The sequence below is a fragment of the uncultured Thermosynechococcus sp. genome (genome assembly GCF_937958135.1).
Classification (GTDB): Bacteria; Cyanobacteriota; Cyanobacteriia; order Thermosynechococcales; family Thermosynechococcaceae; genus Thermosynechococcus.
In genome coordinates this window covers 44,656-70,628 of the sequence record NZ_CALGOG010000014.1, presented here as the reverse complement: position 1 = coordinate 70,628, position 25,973 = coordinate 44,656, and the positions used below count along the sequence as shown (strand labels likewise).

Genomic DNA, 25,973 nt, shown 5'->3' with positions numbered 1-25,973 from the left:
CCTAGGACTTGGCTTCGCGATCAAGGGCAAGTTCCACTTGCTTAAATTCCTGTTCGAGGCGAGCTTTGAGCTTCTCAGGCAGAGGACGATTGGGGTAGGAGCTGTAGTGCCCCGCAAGGGAATTGAGGGCAGTTTGCATCGTCATAAAAGAAGAGAGCGATCGCAGGGACTCATCGCGACGATAGAGAGCAAAGAAATCATTAAGCTTTTTGCGAGCCTCTGCTTGAGCCGCCTTTTTGTTGGGGTCGTCATCGGGTAGGGCGATCGCTTGCCGCAGGCTACTAATCAGGGCAAGGGTATCTTCACGGAAATTTCCTGTTAGCCCGGTGGGCACATTGGCACAACTCGTCAGAAGTAGTGACACACTCAGAAAAAGTGCACAAACCATCGCCCAGAATCGTTTCATATCAAACCCCAAAACAAAATTAGGTTTTAAGACAGCCACGAGGCTGATCTTAGCAAGAATTGGCTATCGTAACCTAGTTCTGTCCCTGCGAAAAGGGCTGTATTTGGGGCATGATGATCTCAGTCATCACCAATGCTCAGATGATCAAGGGGTACGGGAACGCGGCTGGCAATGACAATCTACTTTTATCGCGTCAAGGATGCCTACGGCAGTTTTTCCAATTTCTCTCCCCACGGGTTTACCCTCGAGGGCTATTATTGGCCAACAGCGGAGCACTACTACCAAGCCCACAAATTCTTTGGCACCGCCCATGAGGCCTTTGGTCATGTCATTCGCATGGCGCCAACCCCTGAAGCGGCTGCTCAACTCGGTCGCAGTGGTCGCTACCCCGTTCATCCCCAGTGGGAGCAACTGAAACAGCGGGTCATGTGGCGTGCCCTTGTTGCCAAATTTACCACCCATCCCGATCTCCAAGAATTGCTCCTGTCAACAGGCGATGAAGAATTGGTGGAGGATTCCCCTGTAGATAGCTATTGGGGCTGTGGAAGCGATCGCCAAGGCTCGAATTATCTAGGACGACTGCTGATGCAGCTGCGGCACTGTCTGCGCCAAGGGGCAGATCTCCACGCCTTTACCCCTCTGCAAGATTGCCCATTGGGCTAGATGCCATGACTTTTGCCCACCACCCAGTGGCGGCGGAAAAACCGAGCAAGGCTGGATTCCCGCAGTTGCAAACAAATGGGGCGACCGTGGGGGCAAGTGTGGGGTTGACGGCAGCGATACCACTCCTCCACCAGGGTTTGCATTTCTGCAAGGGTGAGGGGCGTACCGTTACGAATGGCACTGCGACAGGCAACGGCCACCTTGGCAGCGGTTAAATCCGTCACTTGGCTGAGTTCAATGAGAGCGGCTGCCACATCGGGGCGATCGCGCAGCAGAGCAGGAACACTGCGCACGGCCCACACCTGCACCCCAAAGGGGGCGATCGCCAGTCCCCACTCCTGTAGGCGTTGCCCTTGGGCGTCGGTCAGGGACTCCAGCAGAACCGGCTTGTCCAGCTCCACCACCTGCCAGTCGGCTTCAATTTGTTCGTAGAGCACCCGCTCATGGGCAATGTGCTGCTCGATTAACCAAATCTCCTCAGGCTGCTCAACAATGATGTAAGTATTGTGTAACTGGCCAATCACCTTAAGGGGAGGTAAGCTGGGTTGCGATAGGTTTGGCTTCTGCGATAACAGCGTTCGATAGCGAGCGGCAGGTTCAGCCGCCCTTAACACTTGATAGCTGCCGGCATAACTCAGAGGGGTTGCTGGACGAGCCAGGAGTTGGCCAATGCGTTCCACCAACAGCGATTGCCATTGCTCTGGTTCCCGTAGATAGATCCTGCGCTTTTGCGGTTCTGCTGACCAGTCAATTGCCGCTGGGGGCAAACGCAGATGGGCAATGCAGAGGGGAAAGCGCTGCCGCGGTAACCCGCGCCCAAAGGCTTCCAGAATCACCTCCTGCCACGAGGGATCGCTGTGCAGCTCTACCCACCGCCCATTGACTGCTACCCCTAACCAATCGGGGCGGGGACGATGGTGACGATCCGGCGGTGCCAAGACCAATTCGATCTGGGCATCGCTGATTTGGCGTAAATCTTGGGGATAGAGTTGCGGGATTAGCTGCAGGAGGCGATCGCCCAAAGATGCCACCTTCGGCCAGTGACACCACAGTTTGCCATCCTTGAGGAGATGCCAAGCCACCTGCGGGAAACAGAGGGCAATTTCCTGAAGGCGTCGCTGGAGCTGTTTTGGGTTGACCCCCTGCTGGCGTTGCGGCCAGTCCTGAAAAATTTGCTCAGCAATAACGCGCGTCCCCACTGCCATGCCCAGAGGCCGTTGGCTGGACACTTCACCATGGGCATCATACCTAACCTGCCAGCCCGTCTCTGCCTCGCGATGCCGACTGCAAATGGTCAGCTGCGCCATTTGGGCTAAACTGTGCAGGGCTTGACCGCGAAAGCCGAGGGTGGTGATGTCGGCTAATTCCCCCGTGGCGGGTAACTTGCTGCTGGTGTAGGGGAGGGCCACTTGGCTTAAATCGGCTGGGCGAATCCCTTCGCCATTGTCAGTAACTTCCAAGCGCCAAGCCGCAGTGTTCCAATGAACATGAATACGACTTGCTCCGGCATCGAGGGCATTTTCCACCAATTCCTGGGCAATCGTTGCTAAGGAGTCAAGGGTTTCAGCGGCAGCGATCGCCCGCTGCATTTCTATGGGCAAGGGGACTACCGTCAAGCCATCGCTCATGAGAGCCATTCTTGGGCAAGGTCAAAAATTTGGTGTGCCAGAATTAACTTCGGTACCTTGGCCAAGGAGCGCGATCGCCCCCGACGATCCAGCACTACAGCGGCATTCTCAACAGTACCAAAGCCACAATCCCCTTGATCCACCGCATTCGCCACGATCAAATCCAAGCCCTTACGTTCTAGCTTTTCGCGGGCAGGGGTGACAATCTCTCCGGTTTGAGCGGCAAAACCAATCAGACGTTGGTGAGGCCGGCGCATTTGAGCCGCCATTTGCAAAATATCGGGCACCGGGCATAGGGGTAAGGCCGTAGGCAGCTCAGATTTGGGGAGCTTTGCCGACCACTGTTGTGCCGGGCGGACATCACCAACGGCGGCAGCCATGACCAGCCAATCCGCCTCTGGCCAAGCTTTCTTGACGGCCTGCAGCATACTTTCACTGTCAATTGCCTCAATGGCTGTGATCTGGGGAGGAATGGGATCGGCGATCGCCCCATGAATCAATGTCACCCTTGCGCCGCGATGAAGGGCTGCCCTTGCCAGCGCAATCCCCATTTTTCCCGTTGCCGGATTGCCGATGAAGCGCACCGCATCCCAATACTCACGGGTGCCGCCGGCCGTAATCAGCAGATGCTTCCCGGCTAGATCCCGCCTGCCCTGGGTATAGGCCAAAGAGTCCAGATAGGCAATGATCTCCGCCGGCTCGGCCATCCGCCCCACCCCCACGGTATCACAGGCCAAGCGGCCATAGAGGGGAGGCAGACAGTGGTAGCGCGACTGCTGTTGTAGTTGCTGCCAATGGGCCTGTACCGTCGGTTGCTCCCACATGGTGGTATTCATCGCCGGGGCAACTAGAATCGGCATTCTTGAGGCCAACACCGTACTCGTGAGAAGCGTGTCCGCCAGTCCTAGGGCCAGTTTTGCCAGCGTGTTTGCCGTTAGCGGAGCAATCAGCAGTAGGGTTGCCCATTCCCCCAGGTCAATATGGAGAGGACGGGGGGCTTGGGAATGCCAAAAGTCCTGATCGGTATAGACCGAACGGCGGCAGAGGGTAGAAATCGTCAAAGGGGTAATAAACTGCGCTGCTGTCTTGGAAAGAATTGCTGCAACTTCCCACCCCGCTTTCACTTGGTGGGAAATGACCTCACAGATTTTATAGGCGGCAATGCCACCCCCCACCCCCACCAGGAGACGGGGCACACCTGTAGGACTAGGACTCGTCAAAGGCCTCTAAATCCAATAGATACAGGTAAGGTTCTGCCAGTTCAGGCCGCTGGAAGGCGATCGCCCGCAGCAGGTGCCAATCCTCCAAAGCGGCAAAGGGGGTGTCATAATCATCTTCCTCCAGTCGCCGTGCCAAGGCTGCCACATCCTGTGGCGTGAGGTGGTTGATATACTCTGGTGAATAGTGGCGTGTAACCGCCATACCCCCTCCTTAGGCTTGACCCAGCTTTTTCTTTTCCTATTCCTCTATTGTAGCCAGCGCACCCCCCTCTTTTGCACCTTGCCATGACCGGCGCTAAACAACAGGCTTCCGCTGCCCCTTAAGAGCTTGCGGGTGACTGAGCCTTGAGGTACTCACCTATTTTTTTGTCAATTTTCATAATATGGCTAACAAGCCAGTTGGCAAGGCTTTCATGGAGGCGAGTAGGGAGAGACTCATCGTCGGGCGATTGGCGATAGGCACTTTGAAAGTCTTTCAGAAGCGTCAAAAACTGGCGATGGGCTTGACAGTTGGTCTCGGCCAAGGGGCATTGCGCTTGGTGAGCACAGCTTTCTTCCTTTTCAAAGTGCCATTCGGCGTAGTACTTCAGGAAGGCAAGCAGTCGCTGAATTGCCCCTCGCCCCTCGCCGCGATTAATGGCACCGGCGAGATCGTTGACCGCCTCCACCAGTTCGCGGTGGTGAGCATCGATCATGGCCACACCGGTCTTCAATTCATCCGTCCATTCAAAGTAGGTAAGCGCCATGTCTCTCTCCTAGACACAATGCTGACTTTAACAGGCAACTGCGGCCTTGGCCTTCTCTGCTGTTACAGCGCTGACGTACTCGCCAATTTGCTTATCCACAACTGCAATGTGGTTAAGCATCCAGTCTACCAAGTGCCTGTGAAAGGTTACTGCTAAAGCTTCCAGTGCCTCTGGACTCCCTTGGCCCGTCAGTGCTGCTGCCCGTGCAGCTTTATATTCCTGCTCAAACTTGGCAATCAGCTGACGAAAAGCCTCATGCTCTCGAAGATTGCGTTCAGCAATCGGACATTGATATTTGGCAGCCAGCTCCTCTTCATAGCGAAAGTGCCAATCGGCATAGGAAAGCAGACAGGCAAAGAGCCTTTTCATTGTCGCCGCTCCCTCTCCCTGCTGAACGGCCTCTCCTAGCTCATTGACCATGGTCAGCAGTTCCTTGTGCTGGTTGTCAAGGCCGGCATGGCTCGTTTTCAACTTTTCTGTCCATTCAATACGCGTCACTTCCGTCATGGTCAACCTCCTTTCATGCCATTGGCTGAGCTTTAAGTTTCAAGAATGACAGCACGCCCGTGAGAAATGATTGACTAAGGGAGCCGCTGCTCTCGTCTGAGGAGCGGGGCGGCGGTGTTGGTGAGGAAGGTGTGGGTTCGGTACCGATATTGATGATCTCCTCCACAAGACCGGCCACCATCAGCCGAAGACAGATTTTTTGCACCTCTAGAACGGGTAAATCGAGGGCTTGGGCAATTCCCTCTAGGGTGACGGTTTTGTCCACATATTCCCAGACCCGCCATTCCACGGGGTTTAGGCGGCAGGGAGGTTGCCCTTCACTCAAACTAATCATTGTTGAATCGGGCAAGGGCAACTTGTCCATCAGAGGCGTCCAATCTCGCAGGAGCCGCAAACCCGCTAAGGCCACATCTCGCGGCGATGCGCTCAAGCCTGTCATTTCCGCCAACGGCAAGGGGTGATTGGCATCAAACTTGAACCATCCTTCAGCGAGACTAAACAACTCTGGAATCGGTGTGAGCACTTGCTGCTTAAAGAGCAACTGCAACTGTTGGCTATCCAAGGCGCCTTGGGTTTTCAGCAGCAGACCAAGGGGCTGGTTGAGGGGATACAGCTTTAAGAGCCGCTGAATCGTTGTCACATGCATGAACCCGCGTTGCTCAATGAGCTGTTGTAGGCCTTGATGATCCAGTTCGTAGGTGGCTGCCACAATCTGACCTAAGCGAAAGAAGATGTAGTGGTGCCGGCGTGGGGAAACAGAGAGGGTCTCTGTTTCAACGGGTTTGATTGAAAGACACCCTGTTTTTTGCCCCTGTTCTAGAAAGCGGAAGATTTCCCCTAGGGAAAATTCAGATAAATACCCGGTGATTTTCATTTAGCTTTCCCCCTTCCTATGAAGTATGAATTTCAGTCCCTGCCCCCTTGAAAATCAACTAGTGCTTAACCGCATCCCAGTTCAGTTGTTCTGCTTGGTGTTTGGCATAGGTTTCAATGAGCCTCATCATGGCCGCGGCAACAGAACCTTGGTCAAGGGCATTCACCTGTACCATGGGTGGGCGATTGTGGGGGCTGAGATAGCCCAGGGCGATCGCAATATCCTCCGGCGGCCAAGCATTTGGGTTATCGGCATGACTCAGCCCAATCACCATCGGAATCTTGGCACGGTGGCGCATAAAGGCCAGAATGCGACGGGCGGCTCGAAAGTCTTGGGGACGGTGGGAACTGACCAAGAGAATAAAGGCATGAGCCTTGCGAATCAAAATTTCCCACATGAAATCAAACCGTTCTTGCCCCGGCGTGCCGTAGAGGTGCAAAGCTATATTGGGACCAAATTGCAGTCGGCCAAAATCCATTGCCACTGTGGTTTTCTCTTTCCAACTCCCCACCTCATCCGTAGCTTTACGATCCGTATCCACCGGTTCAATTTCGCTAATGGTGCGAATAAATGTAGATTTCCCCGCCCCCACTGGCCCGGTAATGACAATCCGCATGATTTCCATGGCACTACTTTCCTCCTTTGGCAAGGACAGGGACGGTTAAACACCCACTGATTGCAATCCCCCTGTTAACTGCGGTTGCAGTTCAGCAATGACATTCTTAATTTCCAGGTTGATAATGCCCTGTTTGGCGGCTGCATCTGCCAATACCAGCAATACTGCCTCCTCAGTACAGCTAGTAAGAATGCCATAGCCACTCGTCCCCTCCACAAGAATCCGCTCAATTTGACCCCGACTCAGTTCTCGACCAATCCGTTCACCTAAGGACAGCATCGCTGCTGACATCGCCGCCACTCGCTCATCATCCATTCCTGCCGGCAGCGCTGCCGCCAAGGTCAAGCCATCGGGGGAAACCAGTGCCGCCCCTTGCACATTGCTGACATCGGCAACAAATTTTTGCAATGTTGCTTGTAGTTTTGCTGCGTTAATTGCCATAAAGCACCTCTGCTAGAAAATTAGCTCAATAAATGTTGGTAAGGCCTCCTGTTGCTGACGCCCTCTATTCCACCTCTTCCGCTATTTCAAGATCTCAGCAATAGTCAGACCCTACCTATCTCAATGGTAGGTTGCCCCCAATGAATCCGAGGGTTGCGTGGCAAACAGTTTAAGCAAACTTAACAAAATATCTAAAATGTTAACAGGTGCTGTTATTATTCTTATGGTGAAACGAAATCTTTTTCCCACTCATTCAGTAAAATGATTGAGTAATGTGCGCTTGGGAAGCCGGAGTATGGGAAGCAGCCGCTGGCAATGGGCAGTTAGACCAAGAATGGCTACGCTAGGCGGAATCTTGCTTATGAGCGCCGTTTTTGTGCCTATTGCTGGCACCCTAGCCCAAGGAATCAGCTCTGAAGTGGCTAGTATTGCTGAGTTAGTTCGTGCTCGAAACTATGCTCGCCAGGCCGCAGAACGAGTCAATGGGGGGCTAACTCGCTATCGCGCTGACGCCTCGATGCACGGACCTGTGCGCCAAGCACCCTACGTCCGTAACGCAGATGGCTCCTATACGTTTCGTATTTTAGGCTACAGGGTCAAGAACGGAGTTCCGCAGCCGCTGCCCAGCATTGAAACAGTGGTTACCGTGGCGCCTGACGGACGCACCACTGTTAACTACAATGGGGTGATTCGCAACTAGAGGCTCAACTCCCTTGGGAGAGACATTAGTTCACCAAGCCATCGCCTTTGGCTAAGAACTCTTTGAGGAACCAGCGATGTTTTTGGTGAGTTTGCACTAGGCGGGTGTAGAGATCGGCGGTACCAATATCACCGGCCTCAGTGGCGATTTCGGCATCTTGGTGCATCTCGGTAATGATCAGCTCATGGTTAGCGATCGCCTCCTCGATCATTTGCTTAACCGTGAGTTGGTCACTGGAGGGGGTGACCGTTGCCACCTTTAGGTAGTCTGCTGGATTTACCACGGGTTGGCCATCGAGCATCAGGCTACGCTCGGCCAGTTCATCAATCATGGCAAAAACCTCTGACCCCTGTTCTTCAAAAAGCAGGTGTAAATCCCGAAACAAAGGGCCATAGGTCAACCAATGGTACTTTTTGTAGTTCAAATACATGACCACTGCATTGGCCTGTTCCCGTTTCAGCGTGGTCAGCACTTGCTCTTTCAGGGTTGTTGTTGCACTCATGGCGGTCTCCTTTGACAGTCATTGCACTGTCCTATCTTACTCAATCATACTCATAACGAGTACGTTTTAGCAACCCGCAGGGGGACTGCTGCCATTCTATTGGCATTAAGATGAAAGTAGTTCCTTGCTGCTCAACAGCGTTAGGATAAGCGGCATACTAATCAACTCAATTTAGTGTTTTCTTTAGCTGCTCCTATGGATGCTTCGGCCAACCACCCCGGTACCTACGTTCCCCACCTACAATCGCCGACTCGCTCTGATGAACAGCAGCGGGGGTTCATGCGTCCCAGTGAGCTAATTCTAGCGGCACCAACCCCCCGCTTGTTATTACATTCAATTTACATGCAACGTTCTATTGTGTTGGAGCAGTTACCGGTTTGGCAAATTGGTCGAAGTAAAGATTGTGATGTTGTCCTGCCCGATCGCTGGTGTTCGCGGCATCACGTTCGCATTGAACGTCAAGCGGATCATCGCTACCTCTTGACCGATCTCGGCAGCATGAATGGCACGTTTATTGGCAATCATCGCCTCTGTGAACCCTATCTCCTCAAACATGGGGATTGTATTGCTATTGGGGAGTCAGAACTGGAATACATTGACCTGCGGGATGTACCGAGTCCTCACCCCTACACGAACCCCTCCCCTGAGAGCAAGGGTCAAGTCACGGTACTGATGACCCACTCTTCGCGTACCCAAGGGGAAATGTGGCGGGAAGTATTGAACTCCCAAGGGATTTCGACGATTTGGGCAACTTCCCACTTTGAGTTAGAAAAAATCATTGCCCATGTGGAATCCCTCAACTGCAAAATCAGCCTACTGCTCTTGGATTTGGGGATGCCAAAAACCAATCCCTATGAGTTTTGTCGCCAGTATCGCCAGCACTATCCAGGAATAAATGTCATTCTCCTCAGTGGCATGCGCACCCGTGTCCACGAATCGGAGTGTAAGTGGGCGGTCAGTCAAGGGGCAATAGCACTCTTTGCGGGTTTACCCCGCGAAAATATGTTCTCCGAACTCACGAGCATTACAGAGCGATTACAAACGATCGCCCAAGCCATCGGGTGGCCCTATCTCAATTCTGAAACGCTCACCAGTACCCTCCTGAAACTACAAGACGCAGTGGACATGGAGATGTCAGGGACTGTCCTCTAGAACGGCTGCACGGAGGGGTAAGCAGTGCTACAGTCAGTGAGAGGAGTGTTTTCAGCAGATGGCGAACATTGGTTGTTACAGCGTCACAAATTAGTGCATTCGATAAATCCCTAGGGCGGCTGGAGTGGCCGCGTCTGTGTCAGCAGTTGGCAACGTTTGCTTCCACAAAGCGGGGAATGCGTCAGCTGCAGTCGGGCGAAATTTTGGCTGGCACTCCGGCAGCCAGTCAAGTGCTGTTGGCGCAGACCGCGGAAGTCATTGCCTTGGAGACGGTGCACCAAGTGCGCTTAGATTTCAGCCAAGTGACGGATCTTGAACCTGCTCTTGAGCGGTTGGATCATCGGGGCTGCTTGCAGGGCAGCGAACTCCTAGCGATCGCCCACCTGTTGAGTGCTGGGCGACAACAGCGGCGGCAAATTGAGGAACACGGGCAACTGCAGGAACTGCAACGACTAGTGGCCGGCGTCCGCACCTACCCGGAGGTCGCCCAGGAGATCTACCGCTGTATTACGGATCAAGGGCAAGTGAGCGATCGCGCCAGTCCCGAATTGGCGCAGATCCGCCAACAGCAACGGCAGTGCCGCGCCCAGATCCAGCAGCACCTGCAGCAGATTTTGCAGCAGCGCACCAGTGCCATTCAGGAGGCAGTGGTTACCCAACGGCGCGATCGCTATGTGTTGGCAGTCAAAGCCACCCACAAAGACCAAATTCCCGGCATTGTCCACGATCTTTCCGCCAGTGGTGCCACCCTCTACATTGAGCCTCAGGAAACCGTTGAGCTGCAAAACCGCCTGCAACAGCTTGTCCATCAGGAAGCCGAGGCCGAGCGTGCCATCTGCCAAGCCCTCTCGGATCAATTGGCCACCATCAGTGACGATCTGTGGTATCTGCTCGATGTACTGACAAGCCTCGATATGGCAGTTGCCCGTGCCCGCTACAGTCTCTGGTTGCAGGGCAATCCACCCCAGTTTGTCAGCGAGACACGGCTGCACTTGAAAGCCCTGCGCCATCCCCTCTTGGTCTGGCAAGAGCAGCATGAACAGGGGCAGAGGGTGGTGCCAATTGATCTTGAATTGCAGCCCCCCACAAAGGTGGTCACGATTACCGGCCCCAATACCGGCGGGAAAACAGCGACGCTGAAAACACTGGGATTGGCAGCCCTCATGGCCAGGGCGGGGCTGTATGTGCCGGCGGCTGCCCCCGCAGAGTTGCCTTGGTTTACGGGCATTTGGGCAGACATTGGCGATGAGCAGTCCCTCACCCAAAACCTGTCCACCTTTTCCAGTCATATCTGCAATATCCGCGATATTTTGGCAGAGCTAGAGGTCACAGGGGGCAAGACTCTGGTGCTGCTGGATGAAATTGGCGCGGGCACAGACCCCAGCGAAGGAACGGCACTGGCGATCGCCCTGTTGCGCTATCTGGCAGATCACGCCAGTCTTACGTTTGCCACCACCCACTATGGCGAACTCAAGGCCCTCAAGTATCAGGACAGCCGCTTTGAAAATGCCGCCGTGGAGTTTGACGAGCAGACCCTAGCCCCCACCTACCGGCTGCTGTGGGGCATTCCGGGCCAATCCAATGCCCTGGCGATCGCCCAGCGGTTGGGGCTGTACCCCAGCATTATTGAAGAGGCCAAGGCCTGTCTCAGTAGCGAGAGCAACAGTGTCAATGAGATGATTCTGGGACTGGTGAGCCAACGCCAAGCTCAGGAGGCCAAAACCACAGCGGCGGCAGCGCTGCTGCGCGACACGGAAGCCCTCTACCAAGAAATTGCCGGCCAAGCCCAGCAACTGCGCCAGCGGCAACAGCAACTGCGCCAGCAACAGGAGGAGCAAGTGCGCACTGCCCTCCATGAGGCTCAACGGGAAATTGCCAAAGTGATTGCCCGACTGCAACGGGCGAACAGTCCCGAACAGGTTCAAGCCGCCCAAGCGGCGCTGCATCAAATTGAGAAAACTTATTTACCGCCACCCCCGCCCGTTGGCTTTATTCCCCAGCCGGGCGATCGCGTGCGCCTGCCCCAATGGCAACAGGTGGGCGAGGTTCTCAGTGTCAGCCGGCAGGGGGATCTGGTTATCCAAGTGGGGAACGTGAAATTTACAGTGCCGCCCCATGCTGTTGAATCCCTGCAGGGAGAACCGGTGCACCTGCCCTCTAAACCAAGTCAGCAGAAGCCTTGCCCCGATTCCTCGCCGCGGCCGGCAACCCCGCAAGTGCCGGCCATTCGCACTGAAAGCCGTACCCTCGACCTGCGGGGCAAGCGCACCCACGAGGCAGAACCCCTCCTAGAGGAATTTCTCAACCGCCAAGAGGGAACCGTCTGGATTATCCATGGCCATGGCAGTGGTGCCCTCCGCCGCTTTGTGCATCAATTTTTAGATCAGCACCCCAGCGTTCAGAACTATACCCTTGCCCCTCCCGAAGAGGGGGGTCGGGGAGTAACCATTGTGCAGTTATAGGGAATCAGCAAATGCAACCGCGGATTAAAGACATTCTCCATCGAGGTCAAGTGGGCGATCGCGTGACCGTCCGAGGCTGGGTGCGCACCAAACGCGAACTCAAGGAATGTACCTTTGTGAACCTCAACGATGGCTCAACCCTCGCCGGGCTACAGGTGGTTATTCCCAATACCCTCGCAGAGGCCACGCCAGCCGTCAAAGAGCTAACCACAGGGGCTGCCGCAGAATTCAGCGGCGAACTGGTGCCCTCCCCCGGCAAGGGGCAAGCCCTAGAACTCCATGCCCAACGGATTCACCTTTGGGGGGCTGCCGACCCAGAAACCTATCCGCTGCAAAAGAAACGCCACAGCTTTGAATTTCTGCGCACAATTGCCCATTTGCGACCGCGAACCAATACCCTCGGCGCTGTGATGCGCGTGCGCAATGCCTGTGCCATGGCCATTCACCAATTTTTTCAAGAGCGGGGCTTCCTCTGGGTGCACACGCCGATCATTACTGCCAGTGACTGCGAAGGGGCAGGGGAACTCTTTACGGTGACCACCTTAGACTTGAGCCAACCACCGGCAACCCCCCAAGGGACAATTGACTTTAGTCAAGACTTTTTTGGCCGCCGCGCCTACCTCACCGTCAGTGGCCAACTGGAAGCAGAAATTATGGCCACCGCTTTCACCAATGTCTATACCTTTGGTCCCACATTCCGCGCGGAAAACTCGAATACCTCGCGCCACTTGGCGGAGTTTTGGATGGTGGAGCCGGAGATGGCCTTTTGTGATTTAGCGGGGGATATGGAGCTGGCGGAAGCCTTTTTGCAGTTTGTCTTTCGCTCTGTGCTCGACCACTGCGCGGAGGACTTGGCCTTCTTTCAGGAGCGCATTGACAATAGCGTCATGGCCACCGCCGAGCAGATGGCCAGCCAATCCTTTGCCCGTTTAAGTTACACAGAGGCCATCCAAATCCTTGAAAGGAGTGGCCGTCCCTTTGAGTTTCCGGTGGCCTGGGGTCTGGACTTGCAGTCAGAGCATGAGCGCTACTTAGCGGAGGAATACTGCCGGCGCCCCGTGATTGTCTATGACTATCCGGCTGAACTCAAGGCCTTCTATATGCGCCTTAATGAGGATGGCAAAACCGTTGCGGCCATGGACGTCCTAGCGCCCAAAATTGGGGAGATTATCGGCGGCTCACAGCGGGAGGAGCGGCTGGAAGTGTTGCAGCAGCGGCTGGCCAGCCAAGGGCTAGACCCTGCCCCCTACTGGTGGTACTTGGATTTGCGTCGCTATGGCAGTGTGCCCCATGCCGGCTTTGGCTTGGGTTTTGAGCGCCTAGTGCAGTTTATGACGGGCATGGACAATATCCGAGATGTCATTCCCTTTCCGCGGACGCCGGGCAATGCCGAGTTTTAACTGAGGCGGTGGGGTTCGCCAAAAAGGATAATCGAGGTCTGCAATTGCTGAATCACTTGAGTCGTAATGTCACTCACCGTCAGCCCGCCGGCAGTACCTCGCCGAATTGAGCGCATTAACACCAAGTCGCATGCTTGGGCTTCTTGGAGGATTGCAGCGGCAATGTTGTTACTGGCAACGGTTTTAATGTCAACGCCGCCAACTCCGCCAGTCTCCCGTAAAATCTCTCGCAAGTCCTCTTCAAACTGGGCAATTTGTTCAGAGGGGGTGTTGGTTAAAACCACGTGGAGCAGCACAACTCTTGCTTGACTGGCGGTGGCAAGGGCTTGGGCAAAACTGACAATCCGCAGTGTACTGGGGGTGAGGTCGCGGGTGGGCACCAAAATCGAGCCAATGTGTTCTGGGGCATCCAAGAGGCGGGTAATCGCCACCGGACAGGGACTAGACCAGAGCACCTGCTCAATGAGGTTGCCAAAGAGCCGTGCTCGCAAACTACTGGTTTCTGACCAGCCTAGGACAATTAAACTGGCGTTTTGTTCACGGCTAAAGCGACTAATTCCAAAGGCAACATCGTCATCAATGCGAATGGCAGCAGTGGCTTCAACGCCGTAGGGGACTGCCAATTCCACGGCGCGGCGCACAAGTTTGCGACTGCGATCGAGGGCGGCATCGAGCTGGGGGTCATCCATGTGCACTTGGCCACGGACAATCGCCACCGCCACCACCCGTCCCGCTTCATGGCGAGCCAGCAGGGCGGCCAATTCCACCAGCGATCGCTGGGTTTGGGGATTCTGAACCGGCACGACAACGGTGAAGGGATAGGGCTGGGGGTCTTCACTGCTATCCCACCAAGGGGTCAGTTCTTCGATCGCCTCCTGTTCGGGCTGGGGAATTGGAATGCGCGTGGCCGTTTGCGCGGTGATCATTGGCCCTAGAATCGAGGTCACCACCATGAGCACCAGGACACTGTTGAGAATGTCCTGAGTGAGAATCCCCTCCTGAAACCCCACTAAAGTAGCCGCTAGGGTGGCTGCCACTTGGGGCAAAGAGAGCGACCACATGGTGAGCATTTCCATGGCGGTGTAGCGATACCACAGGGCAGAAAGCCAGGCGGCAATGAACTTGCTGCCTATGAGACCCACCACAATCGCCACCGTAATGCCAATGGAGGACAGTGTCTTGACAAAAGCAGGAATATCAATCAACAGGCCCATATCCACAAAAAAACAGGGGATAAAGAGCACCCCCCCGATAAATTCCACCTTTTCCTTGACGGGACTATCGCCTAAAACGTCATTGACCGCTAAACCGGCTAAAAAAGCTCCAACAATCTGCTCAACGCCGATCAGTTGTGCACTAACGGAAGCAACAAACAATGTCAAGAGAATAAACAGAAACTGGTTTCCTTGGTCATCGCGCGATCGCTGGAAAAATTCCTTGCCGGCACGGTCAAAGCCCCAGAGTACCAAAAAGCAGTAGAGACTCAGCGTCACCAGTTGATTAATGAGCGTCAGCGCCGTAAATTCTCCCCTGTTGATGCCCACACAGATGGCCAAGACCACAAGGGCGGCTGTATCGGTAAAAATCGTTGCCCCAATCGTAACGGTGACCGCTTCATTTTGGACAACCCCTAGGCGCCGCACAATTGGATAGGCAAGCAGCGTGTGGGAGGCCAACAGCGACCCAATCAGCAGCGACCCATTCCAACCAAAGCCAAACCAGCGGCCAATGATAATGCCAGTTAAAATGGGCACGATGAAGGTGCAAAAGCCGAAGACTAGCGAGCGATGCCGCGTTTTGCGAAACTGACTCAAGTCAATCTCCAGTCCGGCCACAAACATTAAATAAACCTTGCCAATGCCGGAGAGCAGTTTGATGGTTTCGCTCTCATGGTCAAGAAACTGTAATCCATTTGGGCCGAGGATCACACCGGCAAGCAGCAGCCCCACCAGCCCCGGCAGGCGCAATCGCTCAAAGGCCGGGGGAACCAGCAGGATTACGGCCAACAGAACCGTAAAAACAAAAATGGGGTTCGCTCCATCCATGGCCGCGATCGCTCTTCCCTCAGGGTAGGCTAGGCTTGCGGGGCTTCAAAGTAGCGGCCAATGGTTTCCACATCCTTATCGCCCCGTCCTGAACAGTTAATGACAATGCGCGGCTGTCCTGTTAGTTGGGGGCAAAGGGTTTCCAGATAGGCCAGGGCATGGGCAGTCTCCAGGGCTGGCAAAATCCCCTCCAACTGGGCAAGGCGCACACAGGCCGCCACAGCCTCGGCATCGGTGACACTGTAGTATTCTGCCCGCCCAATGTCCTTGAGATAGCTGTGCTCTGGCCCGACCCCCGGATAGTCTAAGCCGGCACTAATGGAGTGGGCCTCCACCACCTGCCCCTCTTCATCCTGCAGCAAGTAGCTCATGGCGCCGTGGAGCACCCCCACTTCTCCCTTGGTGAGGGTGGCGGCATGGTGACCTGTGTCTAGCCCTTGGCCAGCCGCTTCAACCCCAATCAAGCGCACGTGGGGTTCTTCGACAAATTCATGAAAGAGTCCCATGGCATTGGAGCCACCGCCAACGCAGGCCAGCAGAATATCGGGCAGCCCGCCCCATTTCTCAAGGCACTGCCGCCGTGTTTCTGCCCCAATGACCGCCTGAAAGTCCCGCACAATCATGGGGTAGGGATGGGGACCGGCCACCGACCCCAAAATGTAGTGGGTTGTCTCCACATTGGTCACCCAGTCGCGAATGGCTTCGGAGGTGGCATCCTTGAGGGTTCCTGTACCTGCGCTGACAGGTCTTACCTCTGCCCCCAGGAGGCGCATCCGCAGCACGTTGAGGCGCTGCCGCTCCATGTCCTGCACCCCCATGTAGATGACGCATTGCAAACCCAAGCGGGCACAGACTGTTGCGGTGGCGACTCCATGCTGGCCGGCGCCGGTTTCGGCGATAACGCGCCGTTTGCCCATGCGTTGAGCCAGGAGGGCTTGACCGAGGGCGTTGTTAATTTTGTGGGCACCGGTGTGATTGAGGTCTTCCCGTTTGAGATAAATGTGCGGCTGGGCATGGGCATGGGCATAGTGGGCGCTGAGGCGTTCGGCAAAGTAAAGGGGACTAGGACGACCCACGTAGTCTTGCAGGAGTTGCTGCAATTCGGCTTGAAAGGCAGGGTCTTGGCGGTAGTGGGCAAAGGCCTCCTCTAATTCACTGAGGGCAGGCATGAGGGTTTCGGGTACGTACTTGCCCCCAAAGCGACCAAAGTAACCACGGGAATCGGGGCGAGCAGCGGCACTGAGGGCACGGGAGGAGGCAACAGTCACAGGCAACTTCCTTTCTTGCTCAAGGGGTCTTTATGCGATTGTGCCACGTTACGGGCGGCAACGGGGGGCAGTCCCCAAGGGATTTAGCCACTCTACTAGGCACGCCTCCAGAACCTGCATTTCCGGAAAGAGGCTTTGCTGGAGCCACTGGCCAACGGCATCGAGGGGTGAAAACTCTGGGCCGACTTGCCACCTGAGTCCTTGGCTGAGGGGGGTGAGGTGATTGCCGGGCAGTTTCAAGGCGGTGACCATATCGCCAAATTTTGCCCTGAGGAGACGGCGCAGGCGGGGGGTTTGATCAATGTCGTCCTCTTGGAAGCGGATGAGCAGGTTGCGGCGCACAGGATAGCGCTGCTGGATGAGTGCTTCGGTTTCGGCGGGGGTGGGGCTAAACTCGACGCCTACGGGGGGCAGGTTGTCTAAGCCAGGAATGGACTGGGCAGCGGCGTAGTTGTTGAACGCCAAGAAAATGTTGCCGGCGCGATCGCCATCGTAAAGGCTATTGATGAGCAAATGGAGCTTGCAGCCCATACTGTGGCCAAGGCCGTAAATGGGCAGCGCCGGTGGATAGCCGCCACGGTGCACTAGCCAATCGAGGGCATAGTCCAGTTTGTTGAGCACCTCAAGGGCGATCGCCCCATGGTCAAAAGTATTCACAAAGGGGGTGGCAATGATGCCATAGCCCGCTTCTGCCAAGTACTCCAACAGGCGCCGATAGGTCACTTGCGGTGCTGCTGCCACAAAGGCGCCGCCCAAAAAGTGGATCCACCCCAGCGGGCGCTGGGGCAAGCACAGCCAGTTGCCGCGGATCTCTTGCCACTCCAACAATCCAGTCCCTCCAAAAATGCCCAACTGCTAGTAATCTAGCGAATACGGGAAATGCAATGGTACAAGACACGGGATGATCGCAACAGTTGTCGGAATTGGTGCAGCAGCCTTCGGAACCCTCGCTGCTCTGGTCGCCGCGGGTTTGGAATGGCGGTATCGCCGCCGGCCGGCGCATCCCCTAGAGATCATTCGTGCCAGTTGGAATCTCGAAATCTATGAACCAACCCACTATCGGTTTGTGGGGCTACTGGGGCTGAGTAATCCCCACCGTGGAATTGAGGTCATGGTGCCGGAGCTGCGGGCAGAGGTGGTGCTATTGTCCGATGGCAGTGTGGAGACGATTGAAACTAAGGTGCAGGTCATACCGCGCCATCCAGAGCCAGAGTTTCCTCCCCGTGCCGATGGCTATTGGTTTGCCTACATCGTCAAGTCCACAAAGCAAACGAATGTTGAAATCTGTGTGGATTTGCAGGGGATTGGGGTGAGCCAAGTCAAGGCGGCTTGGGTCAAGATTCACTACGTTGCCTATGGCCCCCACGGTCGTTTTGCTAAAACCCACCATGAGTTTATTCCCCTTAAGTTTCCTGCGCGGGGAGAAGTGGGCGTGTGGCGCCAAGCGGAAGGGTGTCAAGTACTGCCCATTCGCACCCATTTGCTCACGCCTTTGGATATCCCCCTGGAGGTGCTGAATCGCTACGTTATGCCCCATGCTCAGGCGGGCGATATTGTGGCCATTGGGGAAACGCCCCTTGCCATTATTCAAGGCCGCCTTAAGGATCCGGCTCAGCTTCGCCCCGGCTGGGTAGCCACACGGGTATGTCAGTTCTTTCTGCCCACCTCCAGTTTGGCCACGGCCTGTGGTATGCAAGCCCTTGTAGAGGAAGTGGGAGCGCTGCGGGTGCTCTTGGCCTTTGTGGGGGGGGCGATCGCCAAAGTCTTTGGCCACAAGGGGGGCTTTTATCAACTGGCCGGTGAACAAGCCCGCCTCATTGATGACGTGACAGGTACCCTCCCTCCCTACGATCAATTCATTGTCATGGGACCGGTCAACCCCCAAGCCATCGCAGAGGACCTTGCCGCCAAAACAGGTTTGGGCATTGCCATTGTGGATGTCAATGACTTAGGCGCAGTTAAAGTTCTTGCCGCCAGCCCAGGGGTCTCGCCTCAACTCCTCACCGCTGCCCTTAAGAAAAATCCCGCCGGCAACGCCGATGAGCAAACCCCCATTGTGCTCATCCGTCCCTAAACCGTTCTTTCGTTTCCTTTCCGTTGAGGTTTCCATTCATTCGGCTGGGAAAGGGTTCCAGCAGTGCACCCGTCTGAAACGTGCTCTAGAAGCACAAGAGCACAGGTCATCTGCAAGCATCTAGGGGAAATGATTTTCGTAAAAATTTTAGATCGGGGACAGCAAGAGTGGCAAAAACCTCTCCAGAAGCCCGTTTTGGGAACTTGCAATCACCTCTAAATCTGCTAAGAATTCAGCCACACCTTGCGGCAACTGGGTTTGATAAAATCTCGATGCCGAGAGAATATTTTACTCCGAAGGTGCCTTGAACGCTTACAGCCGAGTGGCTAGGGCAAAGACGCCAAAGGCAATTAGCAGCACGCCGCTTAGAGTTGGGATCCAACTTGACCACTGCCGCAGTGCCAGCAGCTTTGGCAATGCCCCACTGAATGCTCCCACCAAGATCAAGGGCACCACATAGCCGCTGGTGTAGGCCAAAAGCAGCCCTGCCCCCACCCCTAGCTTTTGGGTTTTGGCCACCCAGGCCAGCAGGGTTGCCAGGACGGGGGTACTACAGGGGGCTGCCACCAAGCCAAAGGTTGCCCCTAGGGTATAGGCCTGCAGAGCGGCAGGAACGCGATCGGGCAACTCTTCCAGGAAGCGGCTGCGGGGCAAGGTCAGCGGTAGGGCATTGAGCAGGTTCAATCCCATGAGAATCGCCACCACACTGACAAAGAGGGTCAATCCCCATCCCACTTGGCCATAGATGCGACCGGCAACGGCAGCTACCATCCCCAACACCGTCAGGGTGGTTGCCAGCCCCAACGCAAACCAGAGGGATTGACGAATTACAGAGCCATTGTGTTTTGTGGCATAGCCGGCAATGTAGCCAACTGTGATCGGCAGCATTGAGAGGGTGCAGGGGGTAAGGCTGGTGAGGAGTCCTGCAAGAAAGACAATCCCTATACTGATTGGCGTGAGGTGACTCAGTTGACCGGCCACCCATCGGTTGGCCCACTGTTCCAGTTGGTAGAGGCTAAGGCTGAGGTTGAGCATGATCTTAGGGGTTAAAGGACACCGCAGGACCCGCGGTCACAATCACAAGGTGGTCGGGATCAATCAGCTCTTGGAGCGTCTGATTGACCTCTTCTAGGGTCACTGCCTGCAGGCGATCGCCAAACTTTTGTAACTCCTCTGGGGGTAAGTCCACACTGGCATTGCTCAACAGCGTCCGCGCCAGCACATCCACATTGGCTAACTCCACAAGGTAAGTATTGCTGAGGCTGCGCTTGGCGGCTTCCAGTTCCGTTGCGGTCAGTCCTTGGCGGCGCGCCTCCCGCAGAAGCTCTAAGGTTGCTTGAATGGCCTTGGGGGTGTCCTCAGGTGCCGTTTGCAGTTGGATGATAAAAGGCCCTGCCTGCCGACCGGCAGTAAAGAAACTGTGGATGCCGTAGGTCAGTCCCTGGCGATCGCGAATCTCCGTGCCCAAGCGACTGGCCAGCGTATCTCCCCCCAAGATGTGGTTCATGAGCATTGCGGCGTAAAAGCGGGGATCTCGCCGATCAATTCCCGGCGTCCCCAAATAGGTAATCGCTTGGCTTTTGCCGGGGATGACGGCGTTCTTAAACAGGGGGCGTGGGGGAAGGGAGGGGGCAGGAAAGGTGAGGGAGAGGGGATCGCCTTGGGGTTGCCAGGCGCCAAAGATGTCCTTGAGGCGCGATCGCACCGCTGCGGGGTCAAAATCTCCCACCAGTGTCAAAATCGTGTGCTCAGGAGTATAGGCCGCGCGGTAAAAATCCACCACATCTTGGCGGCGAATGGCCTGGACGGATTCAGGAGTCGCAAAGGGATGGAGGGGATGGTGGGCAGGATAGAGGGTTTCTTGGAGGACTCGGCGTCCCCAGCGCACCGGATCGTCCGCCTCCAGACTCAGGGCAGTGAGATGGCGCTGTTGGCTGAGTTTGAATTCCGATTCTGGAAAGGTGGCCTCCTGAAGCACTTCCCCCAGGATTTCCAAGAGGGTGGGTAGCTCACTGGCCAAGGCATAGCCCTCAATGTCCACCCCGTCGCGGAAGGCGGTAAATTCTAGGCTAATGCCGCGGTCTTCAAGGGTTTGTGCCAAAGCAAGCGCGGTTTTCCTGCCGGTGCCGTTGAGGAGATTGGCTGCCGTCAGGTGAGCCACCCCTGGCCGAGTCAGCAGGTCATAGGCAGTGCCAGCCTCAATGCGTCCCGCCAGGGTCACCGTCGGTGTACTGCGATCCACCAGTAAGAGCACCCGCAGGCCGTTTTTCAGGGTGAACGTTTCCACCGCATTGTTTTTGACCTCAGGCGCAGTCTGCCCACTGGCTTGGGGTAAATAGGCCGCAATGGTTTGGGGATCCACCGGCTCACCGACCAAATGAGGCGCCGTGGTTTGGGCAGCAGGACGGCCTGGGAGTTCACCCTCCACCACTTCACTGGGAATAAATTCGCCCACTATCCAGCGATCGCGCCCAAAGTAGGTTTGCACCACCCGTTGCACATCCGCAGCAGTGACCTGTTCAACGGCGGCAAGGTGGCGATCGCTAAAGCGATAATCCCCGGTGAGGGTTTCATCGTTAGCCAGTTGACTGGCTTGCGCATCAATATCGCGATTGCGCAACACAAAGTTGGCCTTAAGCTGCTGTTTTGCCCGTTGCAATTCGGCGGGGGTGAGGGGTTGCTGAGCAAGGCGCTCAAGAATCTTGCCGACGGTCTGCTCAATGGTCTCAAGGGATTGCTGCGGGGCAGCGATCGCCCCCACTTCAAACCAGCCCCCCACCTGTAAGGCTGCTCCATAGGAGTAGGCGGAACTGGCTTGTCCCGTCTCCACAAGCTCCTGATACAGATACGAGCTGCGCCCGCCACTGAGGAGCATATCGAGCACATCCAAGGCCGCTTGATCGGGATGGGTTATCCCCGGAATCGGTACCAGCAGTTGCCATAGCGGGGCACTCCCCGGTTCTGTGAGGCGAATGCGCTGCGATTGACCCGCCACCGGGGGCAGCAACGGGGGAGACTTCAGGGGGGCAGTTGGCCGTGGAATTTGCCCAAAGGTTTTCTTGACCAGTTCCAGCGCCCTTGGGGCACGCACATCCCCCGCAATTACCAGAACTGCATTATCGGGGCGGTAGTACCGCTGGTAAAAAGCTTTCACCGCCGGCAGTGTAAATTGCTCCACCTCCGTTGCTGTACCCCCCACCGGCAACCCATAGGGATGATGGGGATACAGCGCCGCCATTAGGGCGCGATTGAGACGATATTCGGGACTGTTCTCATAGCCCTGCAGCTCCGAGATTACCACCCGCTTTTCACTCTCAAGGGCAGCGGCGTTCATCAGGAGATTCTGCAGGCGATCGGCCTCAAGAACAAGCAGAGCTTCCAGTTGATCGGCGCGCACCGTGTGGTGGTAAGCCGTCATATCGTAGCTGGTAAAGGCATTGGAAGAACTGCCTAGGGCATAAAATAACCGGCCAAACTGGATGGGGCGGCTTTTGGTGCCCTTAAACATCAAATGCTCCAGTTGGTGGGCAATGCCGTTTTCCCCCTTGGGTTCATGGCGGGAGCCGACGCGATACCAGACCTGTAAACTCACGACTGGCGCTGTGGCAATCTCCTTAATTAGAACCGTGAGACCATTGTCTAAAACGGTTTTGGTGACACCACCGCCTAGGGCTTCTAGCGGGTTCAGGGGAAAAATCACAGCCAAACTCGTACTCAGGAGTATCCAGCCAATGAACAAGAAAATTTTAACGAATTTTGGAGCTATCCCTAGCGTCACTATTTAGTCTCTTAGTCTCTAATTTCTCCTGTTCACTCATTGGCCTTCTCCCCTGAGCCTTCCCTTTCTATTCTGATTTTGAACGAATTTTGACAGCACCCCTAGGGCACAAAGCGTAGGAATTTTTTCTTACCCACTTGCAGCACTTGGTTGACATAGGGTTCTGGGGCAGTGAGGGTAAAGTCCACATCGGTAATTTTTTCGCCGTTAAGCCGTACCCCTCCCCCTTGGATTTGCCGCCGCGCTTCGCTACTACTGGGGCAGAGTTTGGTGTGACTGAGGATGTAGGTCAGCTTCACTGGAAATTGAAACACTCCTAGGGAATACTCTGGAATTGACCCTGCTTGGCTGGTTTGCCCTTGGGTGACGATCGCCGCCAGTTCTGCTTGCGTCTGTAGGGCAAGCTCGCGTCCGTGGTATTGACTGACAACTTCTAGAGCGAGCAGTTTCTGGCGATCGCGGGGATTGCTGGGCAAACTGTCTAAAGGCAAGTCTGTGAGCAACTCAAGGTACTGATTGACCAACGCATCGGGGATCTTCTCTAACTTGGAGTACATACTGGCTGCCGACTCCGTGAGCGCCACATAGTTGCCCAAGGACTTGGACATTTTCTGAATCCCGTCTGTCCCCACAAGGATCGGCATGAGCAGACCAAATTGCCGCGTCGGCAAGCCAAAGTGGCGCTGTAAATCGCGACCCACGGCAATATTAAACTTCTGATCGGTTCCCCCCAGTTCCACATCCGCTGCCACTGCCACCGAATCGTAACCCTGCATCAGGGGGTAAAGAAACTCATGGAGAAAAATCGGTGCTTCCTTAGCGTAGCGTTCGGCAAACCCCTCCTTGGCCAGCATTTGACCCACCGTCATGGTTCCCAAAAGCTCCAGCACTTGCCGCAGGTTCAACTTTGCCAACCACTCTGAGTTGTAGCGAATTTCTAAGCGGCCGGGCGTCTCAAAATCTAAGATGGGCTTCACCTGGTCAAGATAGGTTTGTACATTGGCGGCCACCTCCTCAGGGGTCAGTTGCTTGCGCACCTCAGATTTTCCCGTGGGGTCACCAATTTGAGCTGTAAAGTCGCCAATAATCAGCACTGCACAGTGACCGGCATCCTGAAACTGCCGTAGCTTGCGCAGGACAATGCTATGGCCAAGGTGGATTTCCCTGCCTGTGGGATCAATGCCAAACTTAATCCGCAATGGGCGCTGGGTTTGCCGCAGATAGACCCAGAGGTTTTCCTCGGGTTTGGTGGAATCGGGCACATGGGGAAATGTTTCGACAACACCGCGCTGCAGCCGCGCAATGGTGGCCTCAAGGTTTGGGGACATGGCAATTGTTGGGCTAAGACATGATTGTGGTCTAGGATGGCTATGATAGCAATCAATCGCGATCGCGCGGCCATTTTGGCATCCTAATACTTTTATCCAGATAAAAATCATATACAAAGCAAAAATCATTGGCCTTGAGGAAGCAACCGTCGTGTCCACCACTACCCTTGGCAAACACCTCTCCCAAACTCGCCCCCAAGACGAAAACTTTTGGCGTGGGGTACTGCGGATTGCCAATCGCACTTTTTTAGTGGGGATGACCTTAAGCTGTGCTGCTATCGGGGGTGGTCTGCTGGGCTTGGCCCTGAGCTTTCGCAATCTGCCGGACGTGCGATCGCTGCGCGGCTATATCCCCAGTGAAACAACGCACATTTACGATGCCAAGGGCACATTGCTCGTGAGCCTGCACGATGAGGAAAACCGCGAAGTTGTCCCCTTGGCGGAAATTTCGCCCAATCTGAAACTGGCTGTGATGGCGATCGAAGACAGTAGCTTCTACCAGCATCGCGGTATTAATCCCATTGGCATTTCCCGTGCCTTCATCGTCAATCTCACCTCAGGGCGTACCATTCAGGGTGGCTCTACCCTAACCATGCAATTGGTGAAAAATCTCTTTTTGTCCCAAGACCGCTCCATTAGCCGCAAAGTTGCCGAAGCGGTGCTGGCGATGCGCCTTGAGCAGATCTTCAGCAAAGACGAGATTTTGGAGATGTACCTCAATCAAGTCTATTGGGGACACAACACCTACGGCGTGCAAACGGCCGCCCAAAGCTACTTCAAAAAAAATGCTGCCGACCTTAGCCTTGCCGAAGCAGCAATGATGGCGGGAATTATTCAAGCGCCGGAGGCCTACAGTCCCTTTGTGGATTTTCAGTTGGCCAAAGAACGACAGAAATTGGTACTAGATCGGATGGTAGAGTTGGGTTGGATTACCCCCCAAGAGGCTGCCGCTGCTGCCCAAGAGCCAATCCAGCTGGGGGAGATTACCTCCTTCCAACGCAGTCGCAGCCCGTGGATTACCGATGCCGTTTTGCAGGAGTTGACCCGCCAATTTGGCCGTGAAGCGGTCATGCGGGGGGGGATGCGGGTACAAAGCAGCCTTGACCTAAAATTGCAAAAAATAGCCGAGGACACCATCCAGCGCGGCTATGAAAGCTTGCAAGCCAGTGGTGTGCGGGCAGATCAGTTGGCCTTGGCAGCTGTGGATCCCCGAACTCACTATGTCAAAGCCCTTGTCGGCGGTGTGGATTACAACCGCAGTCAGTTTAATCGCGCCACCCAAGCCATGCGTCAGCCGGGGTCTGCCTTTAAGCCCTTTGTTTTCTACGCCGCCTATGCCAGCGGCAAATATACCCCCGATTCAGGAATTAGTGACTCCCCGGTGCGTTACCGCGATGGCGATGGCTGGTATGTGCCGCGCAATTACGATGGTTCGTTTATGGGCGGGATGTCGATGCGCATGGCTTTGGCTCTGTCCCGCAATATTCCCGCCATTGTCCTCGGCCAAGAGGTGGGCATTGAGCGCGTAATTGAAGTTTGCCGTACCCTTGGCATTACCAGTCCAATGTTGCCGGTGGTGTCCCTGCCTTTGGGAGCTGTGGATCTCACTCCTTTAGAAATGGCAGCGGCCTATGCCACGTTTGCCAATAACGGCTGGCAATCCCCCACCACAACCATTATTCAAGTTACCGATAACGATGGTCATTTGCTCTTGGATCACACACCGCGCCCGAAACTCGTACTTGACCCTTGGGCAGCGGCAGCCGTGAACGATACACTGCGGAGTGTGATCACCAGTGGCACAGGAACAGCAGCCAATCTTGGCCGCCCCGCCGCAGGAAAAACCGGCACAACTTCCTCTGAGCGAGATATTTGGTTTGTGGGTTATGTCCCGCAGTTGGCGGCGGCCGTTTGGGCAGGAAATGACAACTATGCCCCCTTAGGTCAAGGGGCAACGGGGGGTGGCTTTATGGCACCCATTTGGCGGGAGTTCATGACTCAGGCGCTCAAGGATGTGCCCGTTGAGGACTTTGTGCCCATGTCGAAATTCCCGCGACCGAAGCCGCAACGCCAAGCCAATTAAATCTTCCGCGCCACTCCTCATCCGTCTAAGGGGTGAGGTAGCCCATGGAGGAGCTTGAATTCAGCCGGGGAGTACGCCGT

23 protein-coding genes are annotated in these 25,973 nt (G+C 55.4%); 7 read left to right on the top strand and 16 right to left on the bottom strand.

What is annotated here, in order from left to right; genetic code table 11:
- Position 1 precedes the first annotated feature (1 nt).
- Positions 2 to 406, bottom strand: coding sequence for a photosystem II protein Psb27 (gene psb27, locus Q0711_RS01780; protein WP_298616348.1), 405 nt, complete (start codon positions 404 to 406; stop codon positions 2 to 4).
- A gap of 171 nt (positions 407 to 577) precedes the next feature.
- On the opposite strand from psb27, the gene Q0711_RS01775 reads away from it, so the two are divergent.
- Positions 578 to 1,069, top strand: a complete 492-nt coding sequence (locus Q0711_RS01775; RefSeq protein ID WP_298616350.1) for an NADAR family protein — start codon at positions 578 to 580, stop codon at positions 1,067 to 1,069.
- Here Q0711_RS01775 and mutL read toward each other — a convergent pair.
- From mutL to Q0711_RS01735, 8 genes are all read right to left on the bottom strand, one after another.
- Positions 1,066 to 2,697 (bottom strand): DNA mismatch repair endonuclease MutL, encoded by a 1,632-nt coding sequence (gene mutL, locus Q0711_RS01770; protein ID WP_298617989.1) that lies wholly within the window; start codon positions 2,695 to 2,697, stop codon positions 1,066 to 1,068. The genes Q0711_RS01775 and mutL overlap by 4 nt on opposite strands.
- Positions 2,694 to 3,917: a bifunctional phosphopantothenoylcysteine decarboxylase/phosphopantothenate--cysteine ligase CoaBC gene (gene coaBC, locus Q0711_RS01765; RefSeq protein ID WP_298617991.1), complete on the bottom strand. Its 1,224-nt coding sequence runs from the start codon at positions 3,915 to 3,917 to the stop codon at positions 2,694 to 2,696. The genes mutL and coaBC overlap by 4 nt, the downstream gene beginning before the upstream one ends.
- Positions 3,904 to 4,119 (bottom strand): DUF2555 domain-containing protein, encoded by a 216-nt coding sequence (locus Q0711_RS01760; protein ID WP_298616359.1) that lies wholly within the window; start codon positions 4,117 to 4,119, stop codon positions 3,904 to 3,906. Before Q0711_RS01760 ends, coaBC begins: the two co-directional genes overlap by 14 nt.
- Before the next feature lie 118 nt (positions 4,120 to 4,237).
- Positions 4,238 to 4,663 (bottom strand): hemerythrin family protein, encoded by a 426-nt coding sequence (locus Q0711_RS01755; RefSeq protein ID WP_298617994.1) that lies wholly within the window; start codon positions 4,661 to 4,663, stop codon positions 4,238 to 4,240.
- A gap of 27 nt (positions 4,664 to 4,690) precedes the next feature.
- Positions 4,691 to 5,170, bottom strand: a complete 480-nt coding sequence (locus Q0711_RS01750; protein WP_298616365.1) for a hemerythrin family protein — start codon at positions 5,168 to 5,170, stop codon at positions 4,691 to 4,693.
- A 13-nt stretch (positions 5,171 to 5,183) separates the two neighbouring features.
- Entirely contained in the window at positions 5,184 to 6,044 is an 861-nt protein-coding gene (locus tag Q0711_RS01745; protein WP_298616367.1) for a DUF4388 domain-containing protein, read from the bottom strand.
- A 58-nt stretch (positions 6,045 to 6,102) separates the two neighbouring features.
- Positions 6,103 to 6,669, bottom strand: coding sequence for an ATP/GTP-binding protein (locus tag Q0711_RS01740; RefSeq protein ID WP_298616368.1), 567 nt, complete (start codon positions 6,667 to 6,669; stop codon positions 6,103 to 6,105).
- 36 nt (positions 6,670 to 6,705) lie between these two features.
- Positions 6,706 to 7,101, bottom strand: coding sequence for a roadblock/LC7 domain-containing protein (locus Q0711_RS01735; protein ID WP_298616369.1), 396 nt, complete (start codon positions 7,099 to 7,101; stop codon positions 6,706 to 6,708).
- Between the two features lie 361 nt (positions 7,102 to 7,462).
- Between Q0711_RS01735 and Q0711_RS01730 the strand changes: the two genes are divergently transcribed.
- Positions 7,463 to 7,801 carry a hypothetical protein gene (locus tag Q0711_RS01730; protein WP_298616371.1) on the top strand — a complete coding sequence of 113 codons (339 nt, stop codon included), beginning with the start codon at positions 7,463 to 7,465 and terminating at the stop codon, positions 7,799 to 7,801.
- Positions 7,802 to 7,826: 25 nt separating this feature from the next.
- Here Q0711_RS01730 and Q0711_RS01725 read toward each other — a convergent pair whose 3' ends face one another.
- Positions 7,827 to 8,303 (bottom strand): DNA starvation/stationary phase protection protein, encoded by a 477-nt coding sequence (locus Q0711_RS01725; protein WP_298616374.1) that lies wholly within the window; start codon positions 8,301 to 8,303, stop codon positions 7,827 to 7,829.
- Between the two features lie 195 nt (positions 8,304 to 8,498).
- Between Q0711_RS01725 and Q0711_RS01720 the strand changes: the two genes are divergently transcribed.
- The 3 genes from Q0711_RS01720 (at position 8,499) to asnS (ending at position 13,317) form a co-directional block, all read left to right on the top strand.
- Complete coding sequence (locus Q0711_RS01720) at positions 8,499 to 9,455, top strand: FHA domain-containing protein (protein ID WP_299041408.1); 957 nt, start codon at positions 8,499 to 8,501, stop codon at positions 9,453 to 9,455.
- Between the two features lie 68 nt (positions 9,456 to 9,523).
- Positions 9,524 to 11,917 carry an endonuclease MutS2 gene (locus tag Q0711_RS01715; protein ID WP_298616378.1) on the top strand — a complete coding sequence of 798 codons (2,394 nt, stop codon included), beginning with the start codon at positions 9,524 to 9,526 and terminating at the stop codon, positions 11,915 to 11,917.
- Positions 11,918 to 11,928: 11 nt separating this feature from the next.
- Positions 11,929 to 13,317: an asparagine--tRNA ligase gene (gene asnS, locus Q0711_RS01710; RefSeq protein WP_298976783.1), complete on the top strand. Its 1,389-nt coding sequence runs from the start codon at positions 11,929 to 11,931 to the stop codon at positions 13,315 to 13,317.
- On the opposite strand, the gene Q0711_RS01705 is transcribed toward asnS, so the two are convergent.
- From Q0711_RS01705 to Q0711_RS01695, 3 genes are read right to left on the bottom strand one after another with little or no spacing between them, the layout of a single operon-like run.
- Positions 13,314 to 15,362, bottom strand: a complete 2,049-nt coding sequence (locus Q0711_RS01705) for a cation:proton antiporter (RefSeq protein WP_298617222.1) — start codon at positions 15,360 to 15,362, stop codon at positions 13,314 to 13,316. The genes asnS and Q0711_RS01705 overlap by 4 nt on opposite strands.
- Before the next feature lie 29 nt (positions 15,363 to 15,391).
- A complete protein-coding gene (trpB, locus tag Q0711_RS01700) occupies positions 15,392 to 16,630 on the bottom strand; it encodes a tryptophan synthase subunit beta (RefSeq protein WP_298612192.1) in 1,239 nt (412 codons plus the stop codon).
- A gap of 48 nt (positions 16,631 to 16,678) precedes the next feature.
- Positions 16,679 to 17,455 (bottom strand): DUF1350 family protein, encoded by a 777-nt coding sequence (locus Q0711_RS01695; RefSeq protein ID WP_298612194.1) that lies wholly within the window; start codon positions 17,453 to 17,455, stop codon positions 16,679 to 16,681.
- A gap of 76 nt (positions 17,456 to 17,531) precedes the next feature.
- On the opposite strand from Q0711_RS01695, the gene Q0711_RS01690 reads away from it, so the two are divergent.
- Positions 17,532 to 18,704: a F420-0:Gamma-glutamyl ligase gene (locus tag Q0711_RS01690; protein WP_298612197.1), complete on the top strand. Its 1,173-nt coding sequence runs from the start codon at positions 17,532 to 17,534 to the stop codon at positions 18,702 to 18,704.
- Between the two features lie 312 nt (positions 18,705 to 19,016).
- Here the strand turns inward: Q0711_RS01690 and Q0711_RS01685 are convergent, their stop codons facing one another.
- From Q0711_RS01685 to tyrS, 3 genes are all read right to left on the bottom strand, one after another.
- Positions 19,017 to 19,739 (bottom strand): cytochrome c biogenesis protein CcdA, encoded by a 723-nt coding sequence (locus Q0711_RS01685; protein ID WP_298612200.1) that lies wholly within the window; start codon positions 19,737 to 19,739, stop codon positions 19,017 to 19,019.
- A 4-nt stretch (positions 19,740 to 19,743) separates the two neighbouring features.
- Positions 19,744 to 22,404 (bottom strand): pitrilysin family protein, encoded by a 2,661-nt coding sequence (locus Q0711_RS01680; protein WP_298617223.1) that lies wholly within the window; start codon positions 22,402 to 22,404, stop codon positions 19,744 to 19,746.
- 179 nt (positions 22,405 to 22,583) lie between these two features.
- Positions 22,584 to 23,810, bottom strand: a complete 1,227-nt coding sequence (gene tyrS, locus Q0711_RS01675; protein WP_298612205.1) for a tyrosine--tRNA ligase — start codon at positions 23,808 to 23,810, stop codon at positions 22,584 to 22,586.
- A gap of 256 nt (positions 23,811 to 24,066) precedes the next feature.
- Here tyrS and Q0711_RS01670 point away from each other — a divergent pair, with 256 nt between their 5' ends.
- A complete protein-coding gene (locus tag Q0711_RS01670; RefSeq protein WP_366142711.1) occupies positions 24,067 to 25,893 on the top strand; it encodes a penicillin-binding protein 1A in 1,827 nt (608 codons plus the stop codon).
- Positions 25,894 to 25,973 lie beyond the last annotated feature (80 nt).